The sequence below is a fragment of the Streptomyces sp. NPDC050546 genome, assembly GCF_044457425.1.
GTDB lineage: Bacteria > Actinomycetota > Actinomycetes > Streptomycetales > Streptomycetaceae > Streptomyces.
In genome coordinates, this window is the sequence record NZ_JBITGX010000015.1 from 172,582 (window position 1) to 191,985 (window position 19,404).

The following is a 19,404-nucleotide window of genomic DNA, read 5'->3' on the forward strand; positions in this document are numbered from 1 at the left end:
CCCTCAAGCTTGTCGTTCTCCCGGGCGAACGAGGCCGGTCTCGTAGGCGATGACGACGAGTTGGGCGCGGTCGCGGGCGCCGAGTTTGGCCATGGCCCGGTTGGCGTGGGTCTTGACGGTGACCGGTGTGACGAAGAGCCGCTCGGCGATCTCGTCGTTGGCCAGACCGGTGCCCACCAGGGTCAGTACTTCTCGTTCCCGTGGGGTGAGCGTGGCCAGCCGCGCGGGGTCGACGAGGTCGCCGGGGGAGGGGTGGGTGAGGACGCGGGCGATGAGGCCCTTGGTCGCTGCCGGGGAGAGCAGCGCTTCGCCGGAGGCCACCAGACGTAGGGCGTCGAGCAACTGCTCCGGTTCCACCCCCTTGCCCAGGAAGCCGCTCGCCCCGGCCCGGAGGGCCTCCACGACCAGGTCGTCCTCCTCGAAGGTGGTCAGGACGAGGACCTTGACGCCGGCCATGTCCTCGTCCTGGGCGATCAGCCGGGTGGCTTCGATGCCGTCGACTTCGGGCATCCGGATGTCCATGATCACCACATCGGCGCGCTCGGTCCGGGCGAGGTGCGCCGCTTCCCGTCCGTTGGACGCCTCCGCGACGACCTCCAGGTCCGGCTGGGCGTTGATGAGCAGCCGGAAGGTGCCCCGGAGCAGGGCCTGGTCGTCGGCGAGCAGGACGCGGATGGTCATGGGCGGTCTGTCCTCACGGGGTGTCAGACGATGGTGGGGGTGAGCGAGAGCGGCAGTTCGGCGATGACCTGGAAGCCGCCCTCGGGGCGTGGCCCGGCGGTGACGGTACCGCCGATGGCGATGGCCCGCTCGCGCATACCGATCAGTCCGTGGCCGGTGCCTGCGCCCTTGGGTGTGCCGGGGCGTCCGTCGTCGGTCACGGTGACCCGGAGCGCGTGGGCGCCGTACTCGAGGACGACTTCGGTCCGGGTCGCGGAGGCGTGCTTGTGGGTGTTGGTGAGGGCTTCCTGGATGATGCGGTAGGCGGTCAGTTCGGTGGCCGGCGCCAGCGCAGCGGGATCTCCGGTCCGGGTCACGCATACAGAGAGCCCGCTCGCCTCGAACCCGCCCACGAGGTTGTCGAGATCGACCAGGCGCGGAATGGGGGCCCGGGAGCCGGGCGCGTCGTCGGGCTGGCGCAACAGGCCGACGGTGGCGCGTAGTTCATCGAGTGCGGCGCGGCTGTTGTCCTTGATGTGGGCCAGCGCCTCGTACGCCTGCTCGGGGTTGGCGCGCATGAGGTGGTGCGCCACCCCCGCCTGGGCGTTGACGAGCGTGATGTGGTGGGCGACGACATCGTGCAGATCGCGCGCGATACGCACGCGTTCCTCGGTGACCCGGCGCCGGGCCTCCACTTCCTGCATGCGCTCGGCACGCTCCACGCGGGCCCTGGCCTCCGCGAGATTCTCACGGCGACTGCGCACGGCACGGCCCAGCGCGGTGGCCGCGATCGCGAAGTCCAGCCGCAGCAGACTGGCCCCTCCCACCAGGGACTCCGTGTGGGTGGCGGCGTAGACCCCCGTGATCGCCACGGCGGCGGCCACGCCCACGGTCCACGCGGTGCGTCGGCTGCCGAGGAGGGCGAGTGTGTACAGGGCGATCAGGCTCGCCGCCGGGGTCGGCGCGATGTGCGAGGCGACGGCCATCAGTGTGAGGTCGCCCGCCAGGGTGAACAGGGCGATCCCCAGCGGCCAGCGGCTGCGGAAGGCCAGCGGCACGCACGACAGCGCCGTCCACACGACCTCGCCCCACCGGGGCTCGTGCCAGTTGGACTTGCCGACGGCGGTCGCCGCAGCGGCGATCACGAGCAGCGGCACCGCGGGCAGGGCGTCGCTGATCCGGTCATGACGGGCCAGCCACTGTCGCCACACCATGGGCAGTTCCATTCCCTCACTCTAAGCAGCCTCGAGCCGGTGGAAAGCGAGGTCACCGCCTTCCACCGGCCCGCGTGCGGTGTCGGTCCGTCGATTGCTGACGGTCAGTTGGCCAGGCCGGCGGTCTCCGGCTCCCGCACGTCGTGCCGCGGGTGCGCGGGCTCGTCGGCGGGGCCTTCCACGGACACGTTGGGCAGGGCCTTGTCCAGCCGGCGGGGCAGCCACCAGTTGCCCCGGCCGCACAGGTGCATCAGCGCGGGGACGACGACCATGCGGATCAGCAGGGCGTCCACGGCGACGGCCACCGCGAGGCTCACCCCGAACTCCGAGATGACCCGCATGCCGCCGAAGACGAAGGAGCCGAAGACACAGACCATGATGGTGGCGGCGACGGCGATCACCTTGCCCGTCTCGGCCTGCCCGACCCGGATCGCGCGCTGGTTGTCCCCGGTGTGGGTCCACTCCTCACGCATCCGGCTGACCAGGAAGACCTGGTAGTCCATGGACAGCCCGAACATGATGCCGACGACCAGGATCGGCACGAACGACTCGATCGGTCCGGCGGCCCCGAGACCGAGGAGTCCGGCGCCGAAGCCGTACTGGAAGACCACCACGATGGCGCCGAAGGCCACGCCGATGCTGAGGATGTTCAGCAGCGCGCCGACCGCCGGGATGAGCAGGCTGCGGAAGGCGATGGTCAGCAGCAGGAAGCCCAGTGCGGCGATCACCAGCACGAAGACCGGGAGCTTGCCCATCAGGACGGACGCGAAGTCGTCGTTGCTCGCGGTGACGCCACCCACGTAGACCCTCATCGACGTCCCCTGCTCCGCCTCGGGGATCACGTCGTCGCGCAGGTGGTGGATGAGGTCGGAGGTGGCCGCCGACTGCGGGGAGGTCGTCGGCACGACCTGGATCACACCGACGGTCTGGCCGTCCTTCATGGGCGCGGCGCCGGCACTGGCGACACCGTCGACCTTCTCGAGGGCGCTGACCAGCTTCGTCTCAGCGGCCTTGTCGGCGGCGGTGGGTGCCTGGACCGCGAGGACGAGCGGGCCGTTGAAGCCCGGGCCGAAGCCGTCCGCGATCATGTCGTAGGCCTGGCGGTTCGTCGAGGTGGTGGGCAGGTTGCCGTCGTCGGACGCGCCCAGGCGCAGGGAGAGCGTCGGGAACGCCAGCGCCGTCAGCACGGCCAGGGCGACCAGACCCAGGGTCTTGGGCCGGGCCTGGACACGTTCGGCCCACCGGCCCCACAGCCCGGTCCGGTCCGCGGACGGCCACGCCTGACCGGCCACTTCCCGGCGTTCCTTCTTGCTGAGGACGCGCGGGCCGATCATCGCGAGCATCGCCGGCAGCAGTGTGATGGCGGCCAGGACGGTCAGCACCACGGTGACGGCGGCGCCGATCGCCATGCCGTTGATGATGCCGACGTTCAGGGTGAGCATGCCGAGCAGCGCGACGACGACGGTGAGCCCGGCGAAGACCACGGCCCGGCCGGAGGTGTTGAGGGACTTGGCTACCGACTCGGCCACGCTCATGCCGGACATCAGGTTGCCGCGGTGCCGGTTGACGATGAACAGGGCGTAGTCGATGCCCACACCCAGCCCGATCAGCGAGCCGAGGGTGAGTGTGGTGTCGGAGAGCGTGATGACGTGGCTGAGCAGGATCACCGTCACCGCGGAGGTCCCGACGCCGACGATGGCCGTGATGATGGGCAGCGCCGCCACCCAGACCGCCCGGAAGACGAACAGCAGCACGATGAAGGCGAGCACGATGCCCATGGCGTCCGCGACCGCGTTCGGCTCCGGGTTGATGGTGAAGGCCTGCCCGTTGAGGGCGATGTGCAGGCTCCCCGACTCCGGTGCGGTGGCGAGTTCCGTCACGTGATCGATCTGGGCGTCCGAGACGTCCCGGTCGAAGGCGACCGTGGCGTAGGCCGTCCTGCCGTCCTTGCTGATCTGGCTCTTGCCGACGGGGGTGTAGGGGCTGCTCACGGAGGCGACGCCGGGGGCGTCCGCGATGTCCTTCAGCGTGCCCGTCATCTTCTGCTGGGCGGCGGGCTCGGTGACCGTGCCGCCCTTCAGCTGCCAGACGACCCGGCCGCTCTTGCCCGCCGCGCTGTTGGAAGCCTGCTGGAGCAGGGCCGTCGCCTTGGCCGAGTCGGTGTCCTGCGAGGTCGGGCTGTTGCCGAAGGCGTTGCCGGCCGCACCGACTCCGGCACCGAGAGCGAGCAGCAAGCCCACCCAGACGAGAACGACGGCGAGCCGGTGCCTGTGGCACCACCGGGCGAGAGGGGACATCGACGAGCCTTTCGAGGGACTGCCATGTGCGGGTGGGCCGACGATCACGGCCCACCCGAACGCTCGCAGTTCTCCGGCCTCTCGTCGTTGGCCGTCCGCAGACACTTTCGTCTACTGCGATCGCAGCAGACGGGTCACCGAGGGGTGGCCTGGTCGCGCTGTCGCGGCTGAGGCGGGGCGACGGAGTCGCGGATCCGGACCTCGGCGCTGATCGTCTGGAATCCCTCGGTCCGTTCCCCGGCGAGCAGGGCTTGGAGGATCTTCCAGGCCTGGGCGCCGAGTGCGCCCTGCGGGCTGTACACAGAGGTCAGCGGGGGCGCGGCGAGTCGTGCGTAGGGGATGTCGTCGAAGCCGGTGACCGAGACGTCGTCGGGCACTCGCACACCGCGCTCCCGCAGCTGGGACAGTGCGGTGAAGGCGACCAGGTCGTTGAACGCGATCAGGGCCGTGGCACCGGCCGCAAGCGCCTGGTCCACGGCCTGCCCCACCTCTTCGGCTGTGGTCCCGACCGGCACCACGGTCACCTCGGCGCCGAAGTGACGGGTCGACTCGACGGCGCGCCTGCGTTCCTGGTTCGACCACGAACTCTCGGGGCCTGCCAGATAGGCGAGCCGGCGATGCCCCAGCCGCATCAGATGGCCGGTGAGCTCCAGGGTCGCGCTGTGCGAGTCGACCGCGAGTTGCGGAGCGGGCACCGAGGGCGCGCAGCGGTTCACGATCACCACGGGGCTGAGCTGGGCGACTACCTGCATCAGGACATCCGGTGAGGAGTAGGGCGCGCACAGGATGATGCCGTCGCAGCGCTGGCGGACGGCGCGCCACACCTCGCGTTCGGAGGAGATGCCGCTGTCGCCGACGAGCAGCTGGTACCCGGCGGCCTGCGCCTCGCGTCCGATGCCCTTGAGGATGCTGGTGAAGTAGGGATTGTCCAGATCAGGGACGCTGACCCCGATCGTGCGGGTCCGCCCCTGGGCGAGGTCCTGGGCGCTGGCGTTGGGCTGGTAGCCCATCTCCTCGACCACGGCCCGGACACGCGCCGCGGACTCGGGGCGCACTGTCTTGCCCGCCAGCACGCGGGAGACGGTCGCGGGTGACACGCCGGCGGCGGTGGCCACGGCGCGGATCGTCACCGTCCCGTTCTCAGGTCCCCTGGGCCTCGCCACCTGTCAGGTTCCTTTCCCCGTACCGCGTGCCGCCCGCTGCGAACGCCGTCGCGTGGCCGTCCGCCGTCCGGCAGATGGCCACGCGGACGAGATCACCCTAACCGACCGTGATGTCACAGCCCTTGGTCTCGGGGACGATGAACGTCGACGCGAAGGAGATCGCCCCCAGGACGGCGATGTAGGCGGCCAGGGCCCAACCGCCGCCGGCCCACAGCAGCAGGGACGCGCCGAGGATGGGGGCGAGACCGCCGCCGAGGACCGCACCGATCTCCTTGGAGATGGTCAGCGCCGAGTAGCGGTGCCGGGCGCGGAACAGTTCGGGGAAGTACGCCGCCTGCACGCTGTACATGCCCCACACCCCGATCGACATGGCCAGGGTGAAGGCCAGGTACACCAACGCCGGGACGCGGGTGTCCAGGAGCCAGAAGAACGGGAAGGCGAACAGAGTGAGGAACAGGGCACACCCGCGGTAGACGACGCGCCGTCCGACGCGGTCGGACAGCCAGCCCCAGAACGGAACCGCCGCCAGCCCCACCAGAGAGGCGACGACCAGGGCCTGGGTGCTGACCGACTTGCCGAGGTCGAGGTCCGTGGCGACATAGCTCAGCGCCAGCACGCTGACCAGGTAGGAGGTGCCGTTCTCGCCGACCCGCAGACCGAGCACGGCCAGGATCCGGCCGCCCTCGCCGCGCACCGCCTCCTTGAGGGGGTTGCGGGCGACCTCGCCGGACTTCTTGACCTCTTCGAAGACCGGGCTCTCGCCGATGCCGAAGCGGATGTAGACGCCCGCGGCGACGACGACGATGCTCAGCAGGAACGGGACCCGCCAGCCCCAGGACAGCAGTGCCTCCTCGGGAAGACGCGTGATCAGCGCGAAGACTCCCGCGGCGAACAGGGTGCCGAGGATGATGCCGGCGAAGGCGAGGGAACCGATGAGGCCGCGTCGGTGCCGTGGGGCGAACTCGGTACAGATCAGGGAGGCTCCCGCCTGCTCGGCGCCGCTGCCGAAGCCCTGGAGCACCCGGAGCAGGAGCAGCAGGATGGGCGCCCAGATCCCGATCTGGCTGTAGGTGGGCAGCAGGCCGATCAGCAGCGTCGCGGCGCCCATCAGCATCACGGTGGACAGGAGCACCAGCTTCCGGCCGTAGCGGTCGCCGATGTAGCCGAAGAAGAGGCCGCCGATGGGGCGGGCGCAGAATCCGACGGCGTAGGTGCCGAGGGTGGCGAGCAGGCCGGTCTTGCTGTCCAGGCCGGGGAAGAAGAGCTGACTGAACACCAGCGCTGACGCGGTGCCGTAGATGGAGAAGTCGTACCACTCCAGGGCGCTGCCGGCGGCGCTCGCCGTGACCACACGGCGCAGTTCCTTCGGGGGCACCTCGCGTGTGGATTGCTGCGTGGACATGCCTGGCGTCGTTGTCGGCATGATGCCTCCAGGTCGGATTTGTCCATGGAAACGCCCGAAGTCCGATCTGTCTGCCACCACGACTGGTGGGGCCGGTCACTCGGCGTTCTGGGGGACGGTACGCCTCTCTGACTGAAACCGGTATCCCAAGACGCGAGATCTCTCGCCGGTGTGCTGAAGGGGCTGTGTGGCCATTTCGCGGATAGGGCGCCATAAGGGCAGCTCAGAGGCGCATTGACTCGTTCCGTAGTTGCCCTCTTGTCAGGTCCGACCCGTCCGTGCTCAACTGAAACCAGAGCTGAAACCGCTTTCAGCAATCTGGAGCTGAGATGAGAATGACCGGGAAGACCGCCGTGGTGACCGGCGGCGCTTCGGGAATCGGACGGGCCGTGGTCGAGGCGTTCCTCAGGGAGGGCGCGCGGGTCGGAGTCGTCGACCGGGACCCGCCGGCCGCCGGGCCCGGCGATCTGGACTTCACCGTCGTCGGTGACGCGGGGGCGCCGGACACCTGGCAGCAGGTCCACGACCAGGTCGCGGAGCACTGGGGCGGACTGGACGTCCTGGTCAACAACGCCGGCTACGGCATCCGCGCCTCGGTGACCGACACCTCGTGGGAGGACTGGCAGGCGATCGTGACGACCAACGTCAGCAGTGTCTTCCTCGGCTGCCGCACCGCGATCCCGCTCATGCGCAAGACGGGCGGCGGCAGCGTGGTCAACATGGCCTCCGTAGCCGGGCACATCGGCATGTCCGAGCGGGCCGCGTACTGCGCCACCAAGGCGGCGGTCGTGGGCCTGTCCAAGGCCATGGCCGTCGACCACGCCAGCGAGGGCATCCGGGTCAACTGCGTCGCGCCCGGCACGACCGACACCCCGTACTTCTCGAAGATCTCCGCGCACCTGGCCGATCCCGACGCCTACCGGGCGGATCTCGCCGCCCGGCAGCCGCTGGGGCGTCTCGGCCGGCCCGAGGAGATAGCCGCGGCGACGCTGTTCCTGGCCTCCGACGAGTCCTCGTTCGCGACCGGCTCCGTCCTGACCGTCGACGGCGGAATGAGCATCTGGTGACCACCGAACCCAGGACCCCGAACCCCGCGAGGACAGCGTCCCCGCGCCTGTGCGAGCCCGCCGAGCTGGCAGGGATGGTGCCCGACGGGGCAACCGTCGCCATCACCGGCGCCGGTGGCGGAGTGATCGAGGCGGACGCGATCTTCGCCGCGCTGGAGCGGCGCTTCCTGACCGAGGCCTTCCCCCGCGATCTGACGCTGGTGCACGCCCTCGGCGTCGGCGACCGCCAGGAGCGAGGCACCAACGCGTTCGCCCACCCCAAGATGGTGCGCCGCGTCATCGGCGGTCACTGGACCTGGTCCCCTGAGATGACCCGGCTCGCCGCTGAGGAGGAGATCGAGGCCTACGTCCTGCCCGGCGGTGTGATCAGTCTGCTGCTGCGCGAGATCGGTGCCCGCCGCCCCGGTCTGGTCACCACGACCGGCCTCGGCACCTTCGTCGACCCCCGTCAGTCCGGCGGCCGAGCCAACGCCGCCGCCGGGGACGCCCTTGTCGAACTGGTCGAGTTCGACGGCCAGGAGTACCTGCGCTACCGCCCGTTCCGCGTGGACGTCGGCATCGTCCGCGGCACCGCGGTCGACCCGAACGGCAACATCACCCTGGCCGGAGAAGCCGCTCAGCTCGACGCCTTGGCGGTCGCCCAAGCCGCAAAGGCGTCCGGCGGCATCGTGCTCGCCCAGGTGAAGGAGCGGCTGGGCACAGCACTCAACCCCCGGGAGGTGCATCTGCCGCGCTTCCTCCTCGACGCGGTCGCCGTCGTGCCCGAGCAGAAACAGACGTACCTCGGGGGCCACGACCCCGCCCTGTGCGGAGACGCGCCCGCGCCTCCGTTCCGGCCCGCTCCCACGGCCTCTCCCATCCGCCGGCTGATCGCCCGCCGAGCCGCCGCGGAGGTACGCACCGGAGACGTGATGAACCTCGGCTTCGGCATCTCCAGCGAGGTCGTCGACGTCCTGGCGGAGCAGAACAGGCTGGGCGAGGTCACCACCTGCATCGAACAGGGCCACACCGGAGGCACTCCGCTCTCGGGCGACATGTTCGGCGTGTGCAGCGGCGCGGAGATCACCGTGCCCTCGACCACCCAGTTCGACTTCTTCACCGGCGGCGTGCTGGACGCGACCTACCTCGGCATGGCCGAGGTCGACGCGACCGGGTCCGTCAACGTCAGCCGCATCGGCGGCGGCATCATCGGCCCGGGCGGCTTCATAGACATCTCGCAGTCGGCCCGGCGCGTGGTCTTCTGCGGCCAGTTCACCGCCAAGGGCACCCGCCTGACGGTGGGCGACGGTGCCCTGCACATCGAACGCGAAGGCACGGTCGGCAAGTTCGTCCGGGCTGTGGACGAGGTGACCTTCTCCGGCCCGCAGGCCCTGGCCCGCGGACAGGAGGTCCTCTACGTCACGGAACGCGCCGTCTTCCGCCTCGTACCGGAAGGTGTCGAACTGATCGAGGTCGCGCCGGGCATCTCCGTCGACCGCGATGTCCTGCCGCACATGGGCTTCACCCCCATCGTCCGCCAACCGCGGGTCATGGACCCGGCCCTGTTCACCACCCGTACCCGATAAGCCCCACAGGAGACAGCCATGGACCTGCGCAGGCAGGGACCCGTCGCCCACATCACCTTCGGCCGGCCAGAGAAACTGCACGCGATGGACGCGGCGGGCTGGACCGGCCTCGCCGCACGGCTCGGGGAAGCCGGAGCCGACCCGCAGGTCCGCGCCGTCGTCCTGCATGGCTCACCCCGCGCCTTCTGCGCGGGCAACGACATCGGCGAGTTCTTCCGGCTCACGACGCCCCAGGAAGCCCGCGACTACTTCATCGGCCTGGTGCTGCCGGCCATACGAGCCGTCGTAGAGTGCGAGGTACCGGTCATCGCCGCCGTGCGCGGCCGTGCCATCGGCGGCGGCGCCGAGATCGTCCAGGTGAGCGACCTCGCCGTCGCCGGCACCGACGCGACCTTCCGGCTGCCCGAGGCCCGGATCGGCGTCTGGCCCACGGTCTTCGCCGCCCTCGCCCCGTACACCCTCGCCCATAAACACGGCGGCCTGCTGACCCTGACCACCCGGCAACTCGACGCCGCGGCGGCGCTGCGATGCGCCCTGGTCCACGACGTCGTCGACGACGAGGACGTCGACAAGGCGGCACAGGACCTGGCGGAGACGATCGCAGAGGGCAGCCGCGACGCCATCCGCCACACCAAGAGGTTCACCACCGCACGGCTGCGCACCGACGGCATGGCGGCCGTCCACGACGCTCTCGCCGCTCTCGCCGACGACACCCTCACCGGCCCGGACGCCGCCGAAGGAACCCGGGCCTTCCGGGAGAGGCGCACCCCGTCGTTCGCCGTCGCCCCGCACAGCGTCAGGAACCAGTGATGACCCGCACCCTCTACCTGCCCGTTCCCGGCGGGGGACTCGAGCCCTACACACCCCGCGACTCATCCCGCCCCTACACACCGCCCCACACCCCCCTGACCAGCCGCGTCGCCTACGCCGCCGCCCACGTGGTCGCCGAGGCGCACACGGACAGTTCTCCCGCCGAGACCACGGGGCTGGACTGGGACCGCACCCTGGCCTTCCGGCACGAACTGTGGCGGTGGGGCTTCGGCGTCGCTGAAGCGATGGACACCGCCCAGCGCGGCATGGGCCTCGACTGGCCCACCGCCGCCGAACTCATCCGCCGCTCGGCCGCCGAGGCCCGCTCGGTCGGCGGCCGGATCGTCGCCGGGGTGAGCACCGACCAGCTCACCGCGCCCGAACCGTCCCTCGCCGCCATCACCGAGGCCTACCTGGAACAGCTCGCCGTGACCGAGGAGGCCGGCGCCACAGCGGTGGTGATGGCCAGCCGCGCCCTGGCCGCCGCGCCGCGCACCCCCGAGGACTACGTCACCGTCTACGACCGTATCCTCGGCCAGGTCTCGCAGCCCGTGGTACTCCACTGGCTCGGCGACATGTTCGACCCCCAACTGCGCGGCTACTGGGGCTCGGTGGATCTCGACGCCGCCACGGACACCGTCCTGGCAATCATCAACGCCCACGCGCCCCGGATCGACGGCATCAAGCTGTCACTGCTGGACGCCGACCGCGAACGCGCGCTGCGCCGCCGTCTCCCGGCGGGCGTACGGCTCTACACCGGCGACGACTTCAACTACAGCGAGCTCATCCTCGGCGACGCGGACAGCGGCCACAGCGACGCCCTGCTCGGCGTCTTCGCGGCGATCGCGCCCGCGGCGTCACAGGCTCTCCAGGCACTCGACAAGGGCGATGTGGACGCCTATCGGGCCTTGATGGACCCGACCGTCCCCCTCGGCCGCCACCTCTTCGAGACGCCCACCTTCCACTACAAGACCGGCGTCGTCTTCCTGGCCTGGCTCAACGGCCACCAGGACCACTTCACCATGATCAACCAGTCCCGGACCAGCCGTTCGGCCCTCCACCTCGCGCAGCTCTTCCGGCTGGCCGACGGAACCGGACTGCTGCGGGACTCCGAAGTCGCCGCGGACCGCATGCACTCCTTCCTCCATCTGCACGGAGCCACCCGATGAGCGACCTGAGCCGCTTCTCCTTCAACTCCGAGACCGCCAAGCACTGGCCTCTGCCCGACCTCATCGCCACGGCGGCACGTCGCGGTCTGGGCGGGGTGGGTCTGTGGCGGGAACCGGTCCAGGAAGCCGGCGTCGACCGGGTCGCCCAGCAGGTGCGGGACGCCGGCCTGGAGGTGACCAGCCTGTGCCGGGGCGGCTTCTTCCCCGCCGCCGACGCCGCCACCCGCAGGCAGCGCATCGAAGACAACCGCCGGGCACTCGACGAGGCCGCACGTCTCGGCGCCCAGACCCTCTGCCTGGTCTGCGGAGGCCTGCCACCCGGCAGCCGCGACCTGCCCGGAGCACGGCAGATGGTCGCCGACGCGATCGCCGAACTGGCCCCGCTCGCCGGAGAGCTGGGTGTCGTCCTGGCCATCGAGCCGATGCACCCCATGTACTGCTCCGACCGCAGCGTCATCTCCTCCCTGCGCCAGGCCCGGCTTCTCGCGGAGCGGTTCCCGGCCGAGCAGGTGGGCGTCCTCGTCGACGCCTACCACGTCTGGTGGGACCCCGACCTCTACGACGAACTCGCCCTGCTGGGGGAGCGAATCGCCGGGTTCCAGGTCTGCGACTGGACCGTCCCGCTGCCCGCAGGAGTGCTCACCGGGCGCGGCATGACGGGCGACGGCTGCATCGACCTGCGCGGGCTGAGCAGAGCGGTCGAGGACAGCGGATACCGGGGCCTCACCGAAGTGGAGATCTTCAGCTCCGACCTCTGGCAGCGGCCCGGTGCGGAGGTGTTCGACCTCGCCTGCGAGCGATACCTCGCCCATGTCGCCTAGGGACCGCCCTGCCTGATTTCTCAGGACCACCTGGGCCTGCAACGTCGCGCCCCGGCCCAGGTACGCACCGGCCCTGTCCTCCCCGAAGGATGTGACGGGGCCGGTGCCCCACCGCAGCCACGCGGGAGGCGGGCATCGCCGCGGCCGCAAGCGGCGGGCCCCGGCCTTGCCACGCCGCCCGCCTGCCCACGGAACACGCCGACCGCGGCAGCACGCCGACCGCGGCAGCACGGCGCAGCAGCCGGGCGGATCGTCACAGTCGCTCGGCGCAACGGTCCCAAGTGCCTGGTCCCACGCCCCACTCGCGCAGTACCGCCTTGCGTACCTTGCACGTCCCGGGTGCACGAACGGGCGCGAAACCGGGTCGGGTCCGAGCGGCGGACCGACTCGACCTTGATGACGTCCGCGCCGTGGTCGGCCAGGACCTTCGTGGCGCACGGGCCCGCGAGCACGCACGTCAGGTCCAGGACACGCACACCGTCCAGGGCGGGCAGGCCACGGCGTCCACGCGGCCCACGGGGGCCATCGTGCGGTGCTCGGCGAGCAGGGCCCGGTCGGCGCCGGGGCCGGGCACGGTGAGGGAGCCTCTCTCTGGAGGTGACCCGGTGCCCAGGGGCAGCGCCCTGGCCTGGGCACGCACGGCGAACTCGTGCTTCGGAAAGGTGCCCGGGAAGTCCTGGACGACCCTGAACCACATCGGGCATCCATGGCCGTCGCCACTGCCACCGGGCTCACACCCACCGACGCGTGGCACGAGGGCGAGATCCGGTGGCACGGGTGCAGGCAGAGCCGCTGCGCAGGACGGTGGCGCTGGGGCGTGCACATACTGAGGGAGTCGTGTAGTCCTGCGGGGCGCGCTTACGCCCGTGTCGGCCGATGGTGGAGGCGCCGTGATCCGGTCAGTGCTCTCCTCTGCGCTCTCCGGTGCTGCGCTGCCCGCGGCCCTGCTGCCCTCGACGGTGTCGTCCGTCTCCTCCGCCGTTCGCACTGCCGCGGCGCGGCTGACCGCCGTGCCGGTGGCGCTGCCCGTCGTCGGCCCTCTGCTGCGCCCCCGCACCCCCCGGCTGTGGCAGACCCCCGGGGGCCTGCAGATCGAGGTCCGGCACCTGGGGCGGCCCGGGCGTGCGGGCACGACGCGCGGGCTGGAGGCCGCGCTGAACCAGGTGCCAGGGGTGACCCGGGCGGAGGTGAACGGCACCCTGGGCTGCGTGTACGTCGGCTGCGGGCCGGAGACCGACCGGGATCGCGTCGCCGGTCTCGTCGCCGCTGCGGACGCCGCCGAGGAGCCGGAAGGGGAGAGTGCCCGCGGCTCCGAGGATGCCCGCCGGGCCCGCGGCTCGGTCGGCTTTCCCGGGGCGGCAGGGCCGCTGATCGGCGCGGCCGTCCGGCTCGGCGCGGATCTCATGGGGGTGGCGGTGGCGTCGGCGGGCGACGCGTTGCGGCTTCGCGGTCTGCCACCGGTGGTGCTCTCGGCGCTTCAGTGGGTGGAGTCCACGCCGCCGCTCAGCGAGGGTATCGCCCGCCGTATCGGTGAGACGGCCACGGAACGTGGCTTCGCCGCGGCGAACCTGGTGGTGACGACGCTGACGTTCCGGCCGCTGGGCGCGACGGTGGCCGCCGTCGTGGCCTGGGCCCGGTACGCGGAGGTGCAGGCCCGCCGCAGGGCCTGGGGGGACTGGTCGCGTCGGCTGGCCGCGCATGAGGGGGCCTACCGTCACGACGCGCTGCCCGGGTACGAGCGGCCCGCCCCGCTGCCGCCGGGGCCGGGCGACCGGTACGCCAAGGTGGCGGCTCCGGCGTCCCTCGCGGCGTACGGGCTGGCGGCGGTCGGCGCGCTCAGCCATGACCGGGGGCTGGCACTGCTGATCGCGGGGACACCGCGCGGCCCTCGGCTCGGCCGGGAGTCGTTCTCGTCGTCGGCCGCCCGGGCCGTCTCCGACCGCGGGGCGTTGGTACTGCGTCCGGACGCGCTGCGCCGTCTGGACCGGATCGACAGTGTGGTCCTCGACGCCCGGGTGCTCGCCGACGGCGGCTGGACGGTCGAGGGCGTGGCGCGCCTGACGCCGCCCGGCACACCCGGGCCGGACGGAGGCGGCCCGGAAGGCTTTGAGGGTCTTCCGGAGGACGGCCCGGACGAAGACGAACTGCACGCGAGGATCCACGAGTTGATCGAGCCGGGGGGACCGGCCACGTGGCGGACCGGGCGCGGCGAAGACCCGCCCCGCACGCGGCGGCAGGGAGGCTGGGAACTGCGGCCGTTCAGCGTCGCGGACACCGAGCCGGCCGCCACCCGCGACGGCTCCTCGGAGAGATCCGCAGGCCGCGCCGTCGTACCCGCGGAAACGGCCGCGGTGGCGCGGCAGTGGGGCGAGGAGGGTGCGCAGGTGGTCCTCGTGTTGCGGGAGGGCAGGCCGGTGGCTGTGGCTTCCCTGGTGCCGCAACTGCACCCGCTCGCCCGCCACTTGGTGCGCGCGGCGCAGGAGTGCGGCCAGGTGCTGCTCGTGGGCGGCCCGCCTGGGCTGCACCGCCGGTTCGGGCTTGCCGAGGCGACGCCCACCGGGCATCGGCGCACGGCCGCCCTGGTCCGCTCGCTCCAGACGCAGGGGCATGGAGTCGCGGTCGTCTCGGCGCGGACGAGGCGCGCCCTGGACCGCGCGGATCTGGGCATCGGAGTGGTCTCCACTCCCAGGCACATGCCGTGGGACGCCGATGTCACCGCCCCGCCCGATGTCGTCCACCTGCTGCTGACCGCACTGCCTGAGGCCCGGCGGATCAGCCGGCTGTGCTCCCGGCTGGAGGCCGGCGGCGCTGCGGCGGGATCGGCCCTGGCGCTGCTGGTGCCCCGCCCGCGGGCCTGGGCGCGGGCCCGCCTGGTGACCGACGCCGTGACCATCGCCGGGATCGCGGCAGGTTTCTGGGCCGGGTGGCGGTTGCACGGACGTCCGGTCCCGGCCGCCGCCGAGCGGACGCCCTGGCACGCCATGACGGTACGTCAGGTGATGGCCCGGCTGGGGACGTCCTCCAGGGGGCTGGAGGAGTCCGAGTCCGTTCGGCGCCGGCAACTCGCGCGCCATGACCGGCGCGAGGGGGCCCTCCCCCTGGTCGGCCGTGTCGCGGAGGAGCTGGCCAATCCGCTCACCCCCATCCTCGCGGTCGGCGGCGGCGTCTCGGCGGCGCTCGGCTCCGTGCTGGACGCCGTGCTGATCGGCGGGGTGCTCGGCGTGGACGCGCTCGTCGGCGGCGTCCAGCAACAGAAGGCCGACCAGGAGGCGGAACGGCTGGTCGAGGCCACCTCCGCGCGGGTGCGGGTACGCCGGCCCGAACGGGAGGAGGCGACCTGGTCGGCCGGCGAGCACCTGGTGCGCGGCGATGTGATCGAACTGCGGGCCGGGGACGCGGTTCCGGCCGACTGCCGGGTGGTGCGGGCGCAGGGCCTGGAGGCGGACGAGTCCAGCCTGACCGGTGAGTCGCTGCCGGTCGTGAAGAGCGCCGCGCCGACGGCGGCCCGAACGGTCGCGGACCGGACCTCCATGCTCTACCAGGGCACCACGGTGGCGGCCGGCGAGGCGCTGGCCGTGGTCGTCGCCACGGGGACGGCCACCGAGGCCGGCAGCGCGGCCGAGGCGGCCCCGGAGGGCGGGCCGCCGGAGAGCGGCGTGGAACGGCGGTTGAAGGCTCTGGGCCGGTGGTTTCTGCCGTTGTCCGTGGCCGCGGGTGTCGTCCTGTTCGCCGTCGACCTGCTGCGCCGGCGGCCGCTGGGCGCCGCCCTGGGGGCCGCGGTCAGCCTGTGTGTCGCGGCCGTGCCCGAGGGGCTGCCGTTCATCGCCACGGTCGCGGAGCTGGCAGCCGCCCGTCGGCTGTCGACTCGCGACACCCTGGTCCGCAGCGCCTCCACCATCGAGGCGCTGGGCCGCACCGACGTGCTGTGCTTCGACAAGACGGGCACGCTCACCGAGGGCCGGATCAGCCTGCAACAGGTGTCCGACGGCCTCGAGCGCCGATCGCTCGACCAGCTCACCCCGCGGCTGCGCCGGGTCGTCGCCACGGCGGCCCTGGCCGTACCGTCCGGCCCGGCCGCCGCCCTGACCCACCCCACCGACCGGGCCATCGCCGCCGGAGCCGAGAAGGCCGGCGTCGTACCGGAGGCGGCGGACGGCTGGGAACGTCTGACCGAGGTGCCGTTCGAACCAGGGCGCGGCTACCACGCGGTCCTCGGCCGGATCGACGGACGCCGCCGGCTGGTCGTCAAGGGGGCTCCGGAGGTCGTCCTGGCCCGCTGCGTTCGAGTCCGGCAGAACGACGACACCGCGCCCTTCACGGAGGAACTGCGGGAGGCGATCGACCGTGACATCGACTGGCACGCCCGGCGCGGTCTGCGCGTGCTGGCGGTGGCCGAACGCGACGGCACGGGCCCCGGCGAGACTCACGCCTCTCCGGGCGCCACCGATGCCGAGGCGTCCCTCGACGACGGTGACGTGGAACGGCTGTGCCTGCTGGGGCTGGTCGGCCTGGCGGACCCCGTCCGGCCCACCGCCGCGGAGAGCGTGAAACGGCTGTCCCGGGCCGGGGTGCGCATCGTCATGCTCACCGGGGACCATCCCAGCACCGCCGCCTCCATCGCTCGGGAGCTGCTGCCCGAGCAGGAGCCGCGGCTGATGACCGGCGCGGAACTGGACGCCTTGGACGGTGCCGCGCTCGCCCGGACACTGCCGGACATCACGGTGTTCGCCCGGGTCACTCCGGCGCACAAGGTCCGGATCGTCACCGCCCTGCGCGCGGCCGGGCGCATCGTCGCCGTCACCGGCGACGGCGCCAACGACGCGCCCGCCATCCGCATCGCCGACGTCGGCATCGCCCTCGGCTCCCGGGCGACCCCCGCGGCCCGCACCGCCGCCGACGTAGTCGTCACCGACGACCGCATCGAGACCATCGTCGACGCCTTCGTCGAGGGCCGGGCCATGTGGGCCTCGGTCCGCAAGGCGCTGGGCATCCTGCTGGGCGGCAACCTGGGCGAAATCGCCTTCGTCCTGGCGACCACCCTGCTCACCGGACGCAGTGCGCTCAACGCACGCCAGCTGCTGCTGGTCAATCTGCTCACCGACATGCTGCCCGCCATGGCCATCGCCGCACGGCCACCCGCCGACCACGCCGACCGGCTGCTCGCGGAGGGCCCCGAAGCGTCGCTCGGCAAGGCCCTGACCCGCCACCTCCAGCTGCGCGCCACCGTCACCGCGGCCGCCGCCACCGTCGCCTGGGTCCTGGCCCGGGCGACCGGCACCCGGGGGCACGCCGACACCGTCGCCCTGGTCGCCGTGGTGTCCTCCCAGCTGCTCCAGACGCTGCAGGACGCGGGCCGCGATCCGGTGGTCTTCTGGGCCGCTGCGGGGTCCCTGGTGGTGCTCGGCGTAGTGGTGACCGTTCCCGGCCTCAGCCACTTCTTCGGCAACCGGCCCCTGGGCCCCGCGGGCTGGACGATCGCGCTGGCTTCGGCGGCGGGGTCGGTCCTGGTGCCCGCCGTGGTGCGGCGCGCGGTCGGCGCGCCGGTGAAAGTTCACCCGCAGGACACTCGTGTGCAGCCTCTCGGATGACATCGGACCGGACAAAGGAACCGTTCCAGCATCATGCACACAGCTCACGAAAGGCGGCTCACCGTGCCGCACATCTTCACCACGATCCTGACCCAGGTGGCAGTCGCCCTGATCGAAGCCGCCCTGGTACGGCTGATCATGCAGCTCTGGAAGACATTCGCCGCGAGCGGGCGCCAGGCGACGACTTACGCCTGACCGGAAACATCGTCTGAACACCTCGCACTATGGGCTGTATGCAGCCTTGGGTGGTCTATGGGCGCCTACTCGCGGCACCCCTGCTTCTTCCGGCCCCTCGGCCGTGAGCGCCCGCCTGCCTCTGTCGTCCAGAATCCCCGTCATGCCGCTCATGAGTTCGGCAGATCGGAAGATGGGTGGGCCGGCGGGGCGGGGCGCAGGATGGTTCGAGCCCGAGCGGTGTGGCGGTAGTGGACCTGCCGACCGTCGCGTTTGCGTTGGACGAGGTCGGCGGCCAGGAGACGCGAGAGGTGGAAGGAGACCGTTGCCGGTGCGAGGTGGTGCAGCGTGGCCAACGCCGTGGTGGTACGCGGTTCGGCCAGACTGTGCAGGATCGCCAGCCGAGTAGCGCCGAGCACCGGGGCGACATGCGGGACGATGTGGTCTGAGGCGGCGACCGGGATCGCGAGTTGGGCTTCTCCGGGACGAAGAGGTGCGTGCAGGCCCACCCGGTCCAGGAAGAGGCTGGGGATGAGCGTGACAGGGTGCTCGCCGCCTACCTCCCCGTCGAAGTCGGACGTGACTCTCAGGGCACCTTCCTGCCAGAGCAGGGAGGAGTGCAGGGCCGCGAGGGCGCTGCCCAGCCCTTCACGAGCCGCCACCGCGCCGTGTCGTTCGACGAATCCCTCGAAGCCCGCGGTGATCTGCGACCAGTGCGGCGCGATCGCCTTCGACCACAGCCAGTGCAGCTCGCACGCGAGCCGCTCCCTGAGTTTGCCTTCGCCGACCTCGATGTGGGGCCGCACCTGTTCGTCAACGGGTGCGAGCTGCCCGTCCCGCAACCATGGGCAGCGGCTGCTGCGTGCCTTTCCTCCGGTGAGGAAGGCGGTGAACTGGGTACCTACCGTGCCCGCCGGCGTCGTGGCTACCGCATGTAACTGGTCCTCGACAGCCGGCAGGAAGGTACCGGGTGCCGGAGTGAGGAGTTCCGGCAAGTAGGTGGTGTATCCGCGCGCGATGGCCGCGAGGGTCGGCAGATGACCTGAAGACAGCAGCGCCCGGATATGACGGTGCCTGCGCGATGCCTTCGGCGCCTCGGAGGCGGCGACCAGGGCGGCGGCCAGCTCCCCCACAGGTGAAATGGCCCAGCGCAGACCGGCCAGCCGCTGGGCGGGCATGTGCAGGTCGATCACGGATCCCCCCTCCTCCGCATAACTCCGTTGCGCGGTCACGTCGCAGGTCGGTATTCGAACCTGATCGAATCGACGCCTGAGACAAAGTCTCGGTTCCTAGGCTCCAGGGACCGTAGGCGGTGCGCGTGGCGCGTGCCCTACCTCTGACCAGCAGCCTCGCCCGCCGATCGTCGCACCGAACACGAAGGAGGATTGCATGCCCCTCTTGGCCATGGTGACCGTACTGGGCGTCCAGTCCGCTCATGCGGCGGAGGTGGAGAACTCCGTGTCTCTGGCAAGAG

Annotated in this window: 15 protein-coding genes; 7 read left to right on the forward strand and 8 right to left on the reverse strand. The window is 71.8% G+C overall.

Annotation, left to right across the window (positions count from 1 at the left end; all coding sequences use genetic code 11):
• Positions 1 to 3: 3 nt before the first annotated feature.
• The 5 genes from ACIBK5_RS32530 to ACIBK5_RS32550 form a co-directional block, all read right to left on the reverse strand.
• Positions 4 to 681, reverse strand: coding sequence for a response regulator (locus ACIBK5_RS32530; protein WP_399025184.1), 678 nt, complete (start codon positions 679 to 681; stop codon positions 4 to 6).
• A gap of 23 nt (positions 682 to 704) precedes the next feature.
• Positions 705 to 1,886 (reverse strand): sensor histidine kinase, encoded by a 1,182-nt coding sequence (locus tag ACIBK5_RS32535; protein ID WP_399025185.1) that lies wholly within the window; start codon positions 1,884 to 1,886, stop codon positions 705 to 707.
• Positions 1,887 to 1,978: 92 nt separating this feature from the next.
• On the reverse strand, positions 1,979 to 4,171 hold the full coding sequence (locus tag ACIBK5_RS32540) for an MMPL family transporter (protein ID WP_399025188.1): 2,193 nt from the start codon (positions 4,169 to 4,171) through the stop codon (positions 1,979 to 1,981).
• Positions 4,172 to 4,305: 134 nt separating this feature from the next.
• Entirely contained in the window at positions 4,306 to 5,286 is a 981-nt protein-coding gene (locus ACIBK5_RS32545; RefSeq protein ID WP_399025190.1) for a LacI family DNA-binding transcriptional regulator, read from the reverse strand.
• Between the two features lie 145 nt (positions 5,287 to 5,431).
• Positions 5,432 to 6,736, reverse strand: a complete 1,305-nt coding sequence (locus tag ACIBK5_RS32550; RefSeq protein WP_399025192.1) for an MFS transporter — start codon at positions 6,734 to 6,736, stop codon at positions 5,432 to 5,434.
• Positions 6,737 to 7,071: 335 nt separating this feature from the next.
• Here ACIBK5_RS32550 and ACIBK5_RS32555 point away from each other — a divergent pair, with 335 nt between their 5' ends.
• The 5 genes from ACIBK5_RS32555 to ACIBK5_RS32575 are packed head-to-tail and all read left to right on the forward strand — an operon-like array spanning position 7,072 to position 12,168.
• Positions 7,072 to 7,803 carry an SDR family NAD(P)-dependent oxidoreductase gene (locus ACIBK5_RS32555; protein ID WP_399025194.1) on the forward strand — a complete coding sequence of 244 codons (732 nt, stop codon included), beginning with the start codon at positions 7,072 to 7,074 and terminating at the stop codon, positions 7,801 to 7,803.
• Positions 7,800 to 9,368: a CoA-transferase gene (locus ACIBK5_RS32560; RefSeq protein WP_399025196.1), complete on the forward strand. Its 1,569-nt coding sequence runs from the start codon at positions 7,800 to 7,802 to the stop codon at positions 9,366 to 9,368. The genes ACIBK5_RS32555 and ACIBK5_RS32560 overlap by 4 nt, the downstream gene beginning before the upstream one ends.
• An 18-nt stretch (positions 9,369 to 9,386) precedes the next feature.
• Positions 9,387 to 10,178 (forward strand): enoyl-CoA hydratase/isomerase family protein, encoded by a 792-nt coding sequence (locus ACIBK5_RS32565; protein ID WP_399025198.1) that lies wholly within the window; start codon positions 9,387 to 9,389, stop codon positions 10,176 to 10,178.
• Entirely contained in the window at positions 10,178 to 11,347 is a 1,170-nt protein-coding gene (locus tag ACIBK5_RS32570; protein ID WP_399025200.1) for a dihydrodipicolinate synthase family protein, read from the forward strand. The genes ACIBK5_RS32565 and ACIBK5_RS32570 overlap by 1 nt, the downstream gene beginning before the upstream one ends.
• A complete protein-coding gene (locus ACIBK5_RS32575) occupies positions 11,344 to 12,168 on the forward strand; it encodes a sugar phosphate isomerase/epimerase family protein (RefSeq protein WP_399025202.1) in 825 nt (274 codons plus the stop codon). The genes ACIBK5_RS32570 and ACIBK5_RS32575 overlap by 4 nt, the downstream gene beginning before the upstream one ends.
• A 20-nt stretch (positions 12,169 to 12,188) precedes the next feature.
• On the opposite strand, the gene ACIBK5_RS32580 is transcribed toward ACIBK5_RS32575, so the two are convergent.
• Positions 12,189 to 12,644, reverse strand: a complete 456-nt coding sequence (locus ACIBK5_RS32580) for a CoA transferase (protein WP_399025204.1) — start codon at positions 12,642 to 12,644, stop codon at positions 12,189 to 12,191.
• Entirely contained in the window at positions 12,626 to 12,865 is a 240-nt protein-coding gene (locus ACIBK5_RS32585; protein ID WP_399025206.1) for a hypothetical protein, read from the reverse strand. Before ACIBK5_RS32585 ends, ACIBK5_RS32580 begins: the two co-directional genes overlap by 19 nt.
• Before the next feature lie 193 nt (positions 12,866 to 13,058).
• On the opposite strand from ACIBK5_RS32585, the gene ACIBK5_RS32590 reads away from it, so the two are divergent.
• Together ACIBK5_RS32590 and ACIBK5_RS32595 are read left to right on the forward strand one after the other, a co-directional pair.
• Positions 13,059 to 17,756 carry a cation-translocating P-type ATPase gene (locus ACIBK5_RS32590; RefSeq protein WP_399025208.1) on the forward strand — a complete coding sequence of 1,566 codons (4,698 nt, stop codon included), beginning with the start codon at positions 13,059 to 13,061 and terminating at the stop codon, positions 17,754 to 17,756.
• Between the two features lie 33 nt (positions 17,757 to 17,789).
• Complete coding sequence (locus ACIBK5_RS32595) at positions 17,790 to 17,951, forward strand: hypothetical protein (RefSeq protein ID WP_399025210.1); 162 nt, start codon at positions 17,790 to 17,792, stop codon at positions 17,949 to 17,951.
• Positions 17,952 to 18,100: 149 nt separating this feature from the next.
• Here ACIBK5_RS32595 and ACIBK5_RS32600 read toward each other — a convergent pair whose 3' ends face one another.
• Positions 18,101 to 19,123, reverse strand: a complete 1,023-nt coding sequence (locus ACIBK5_RS32600) for an ArsR/SmtB family transcription factor (protein WP_399025211.1) — start codon at positions 19,121 to 19,123, stop codon at positions 18,101 to 18,103.
• Between the last annotated feature and the right edge of the window lie 281 nt (positions 19,124 to 19,404).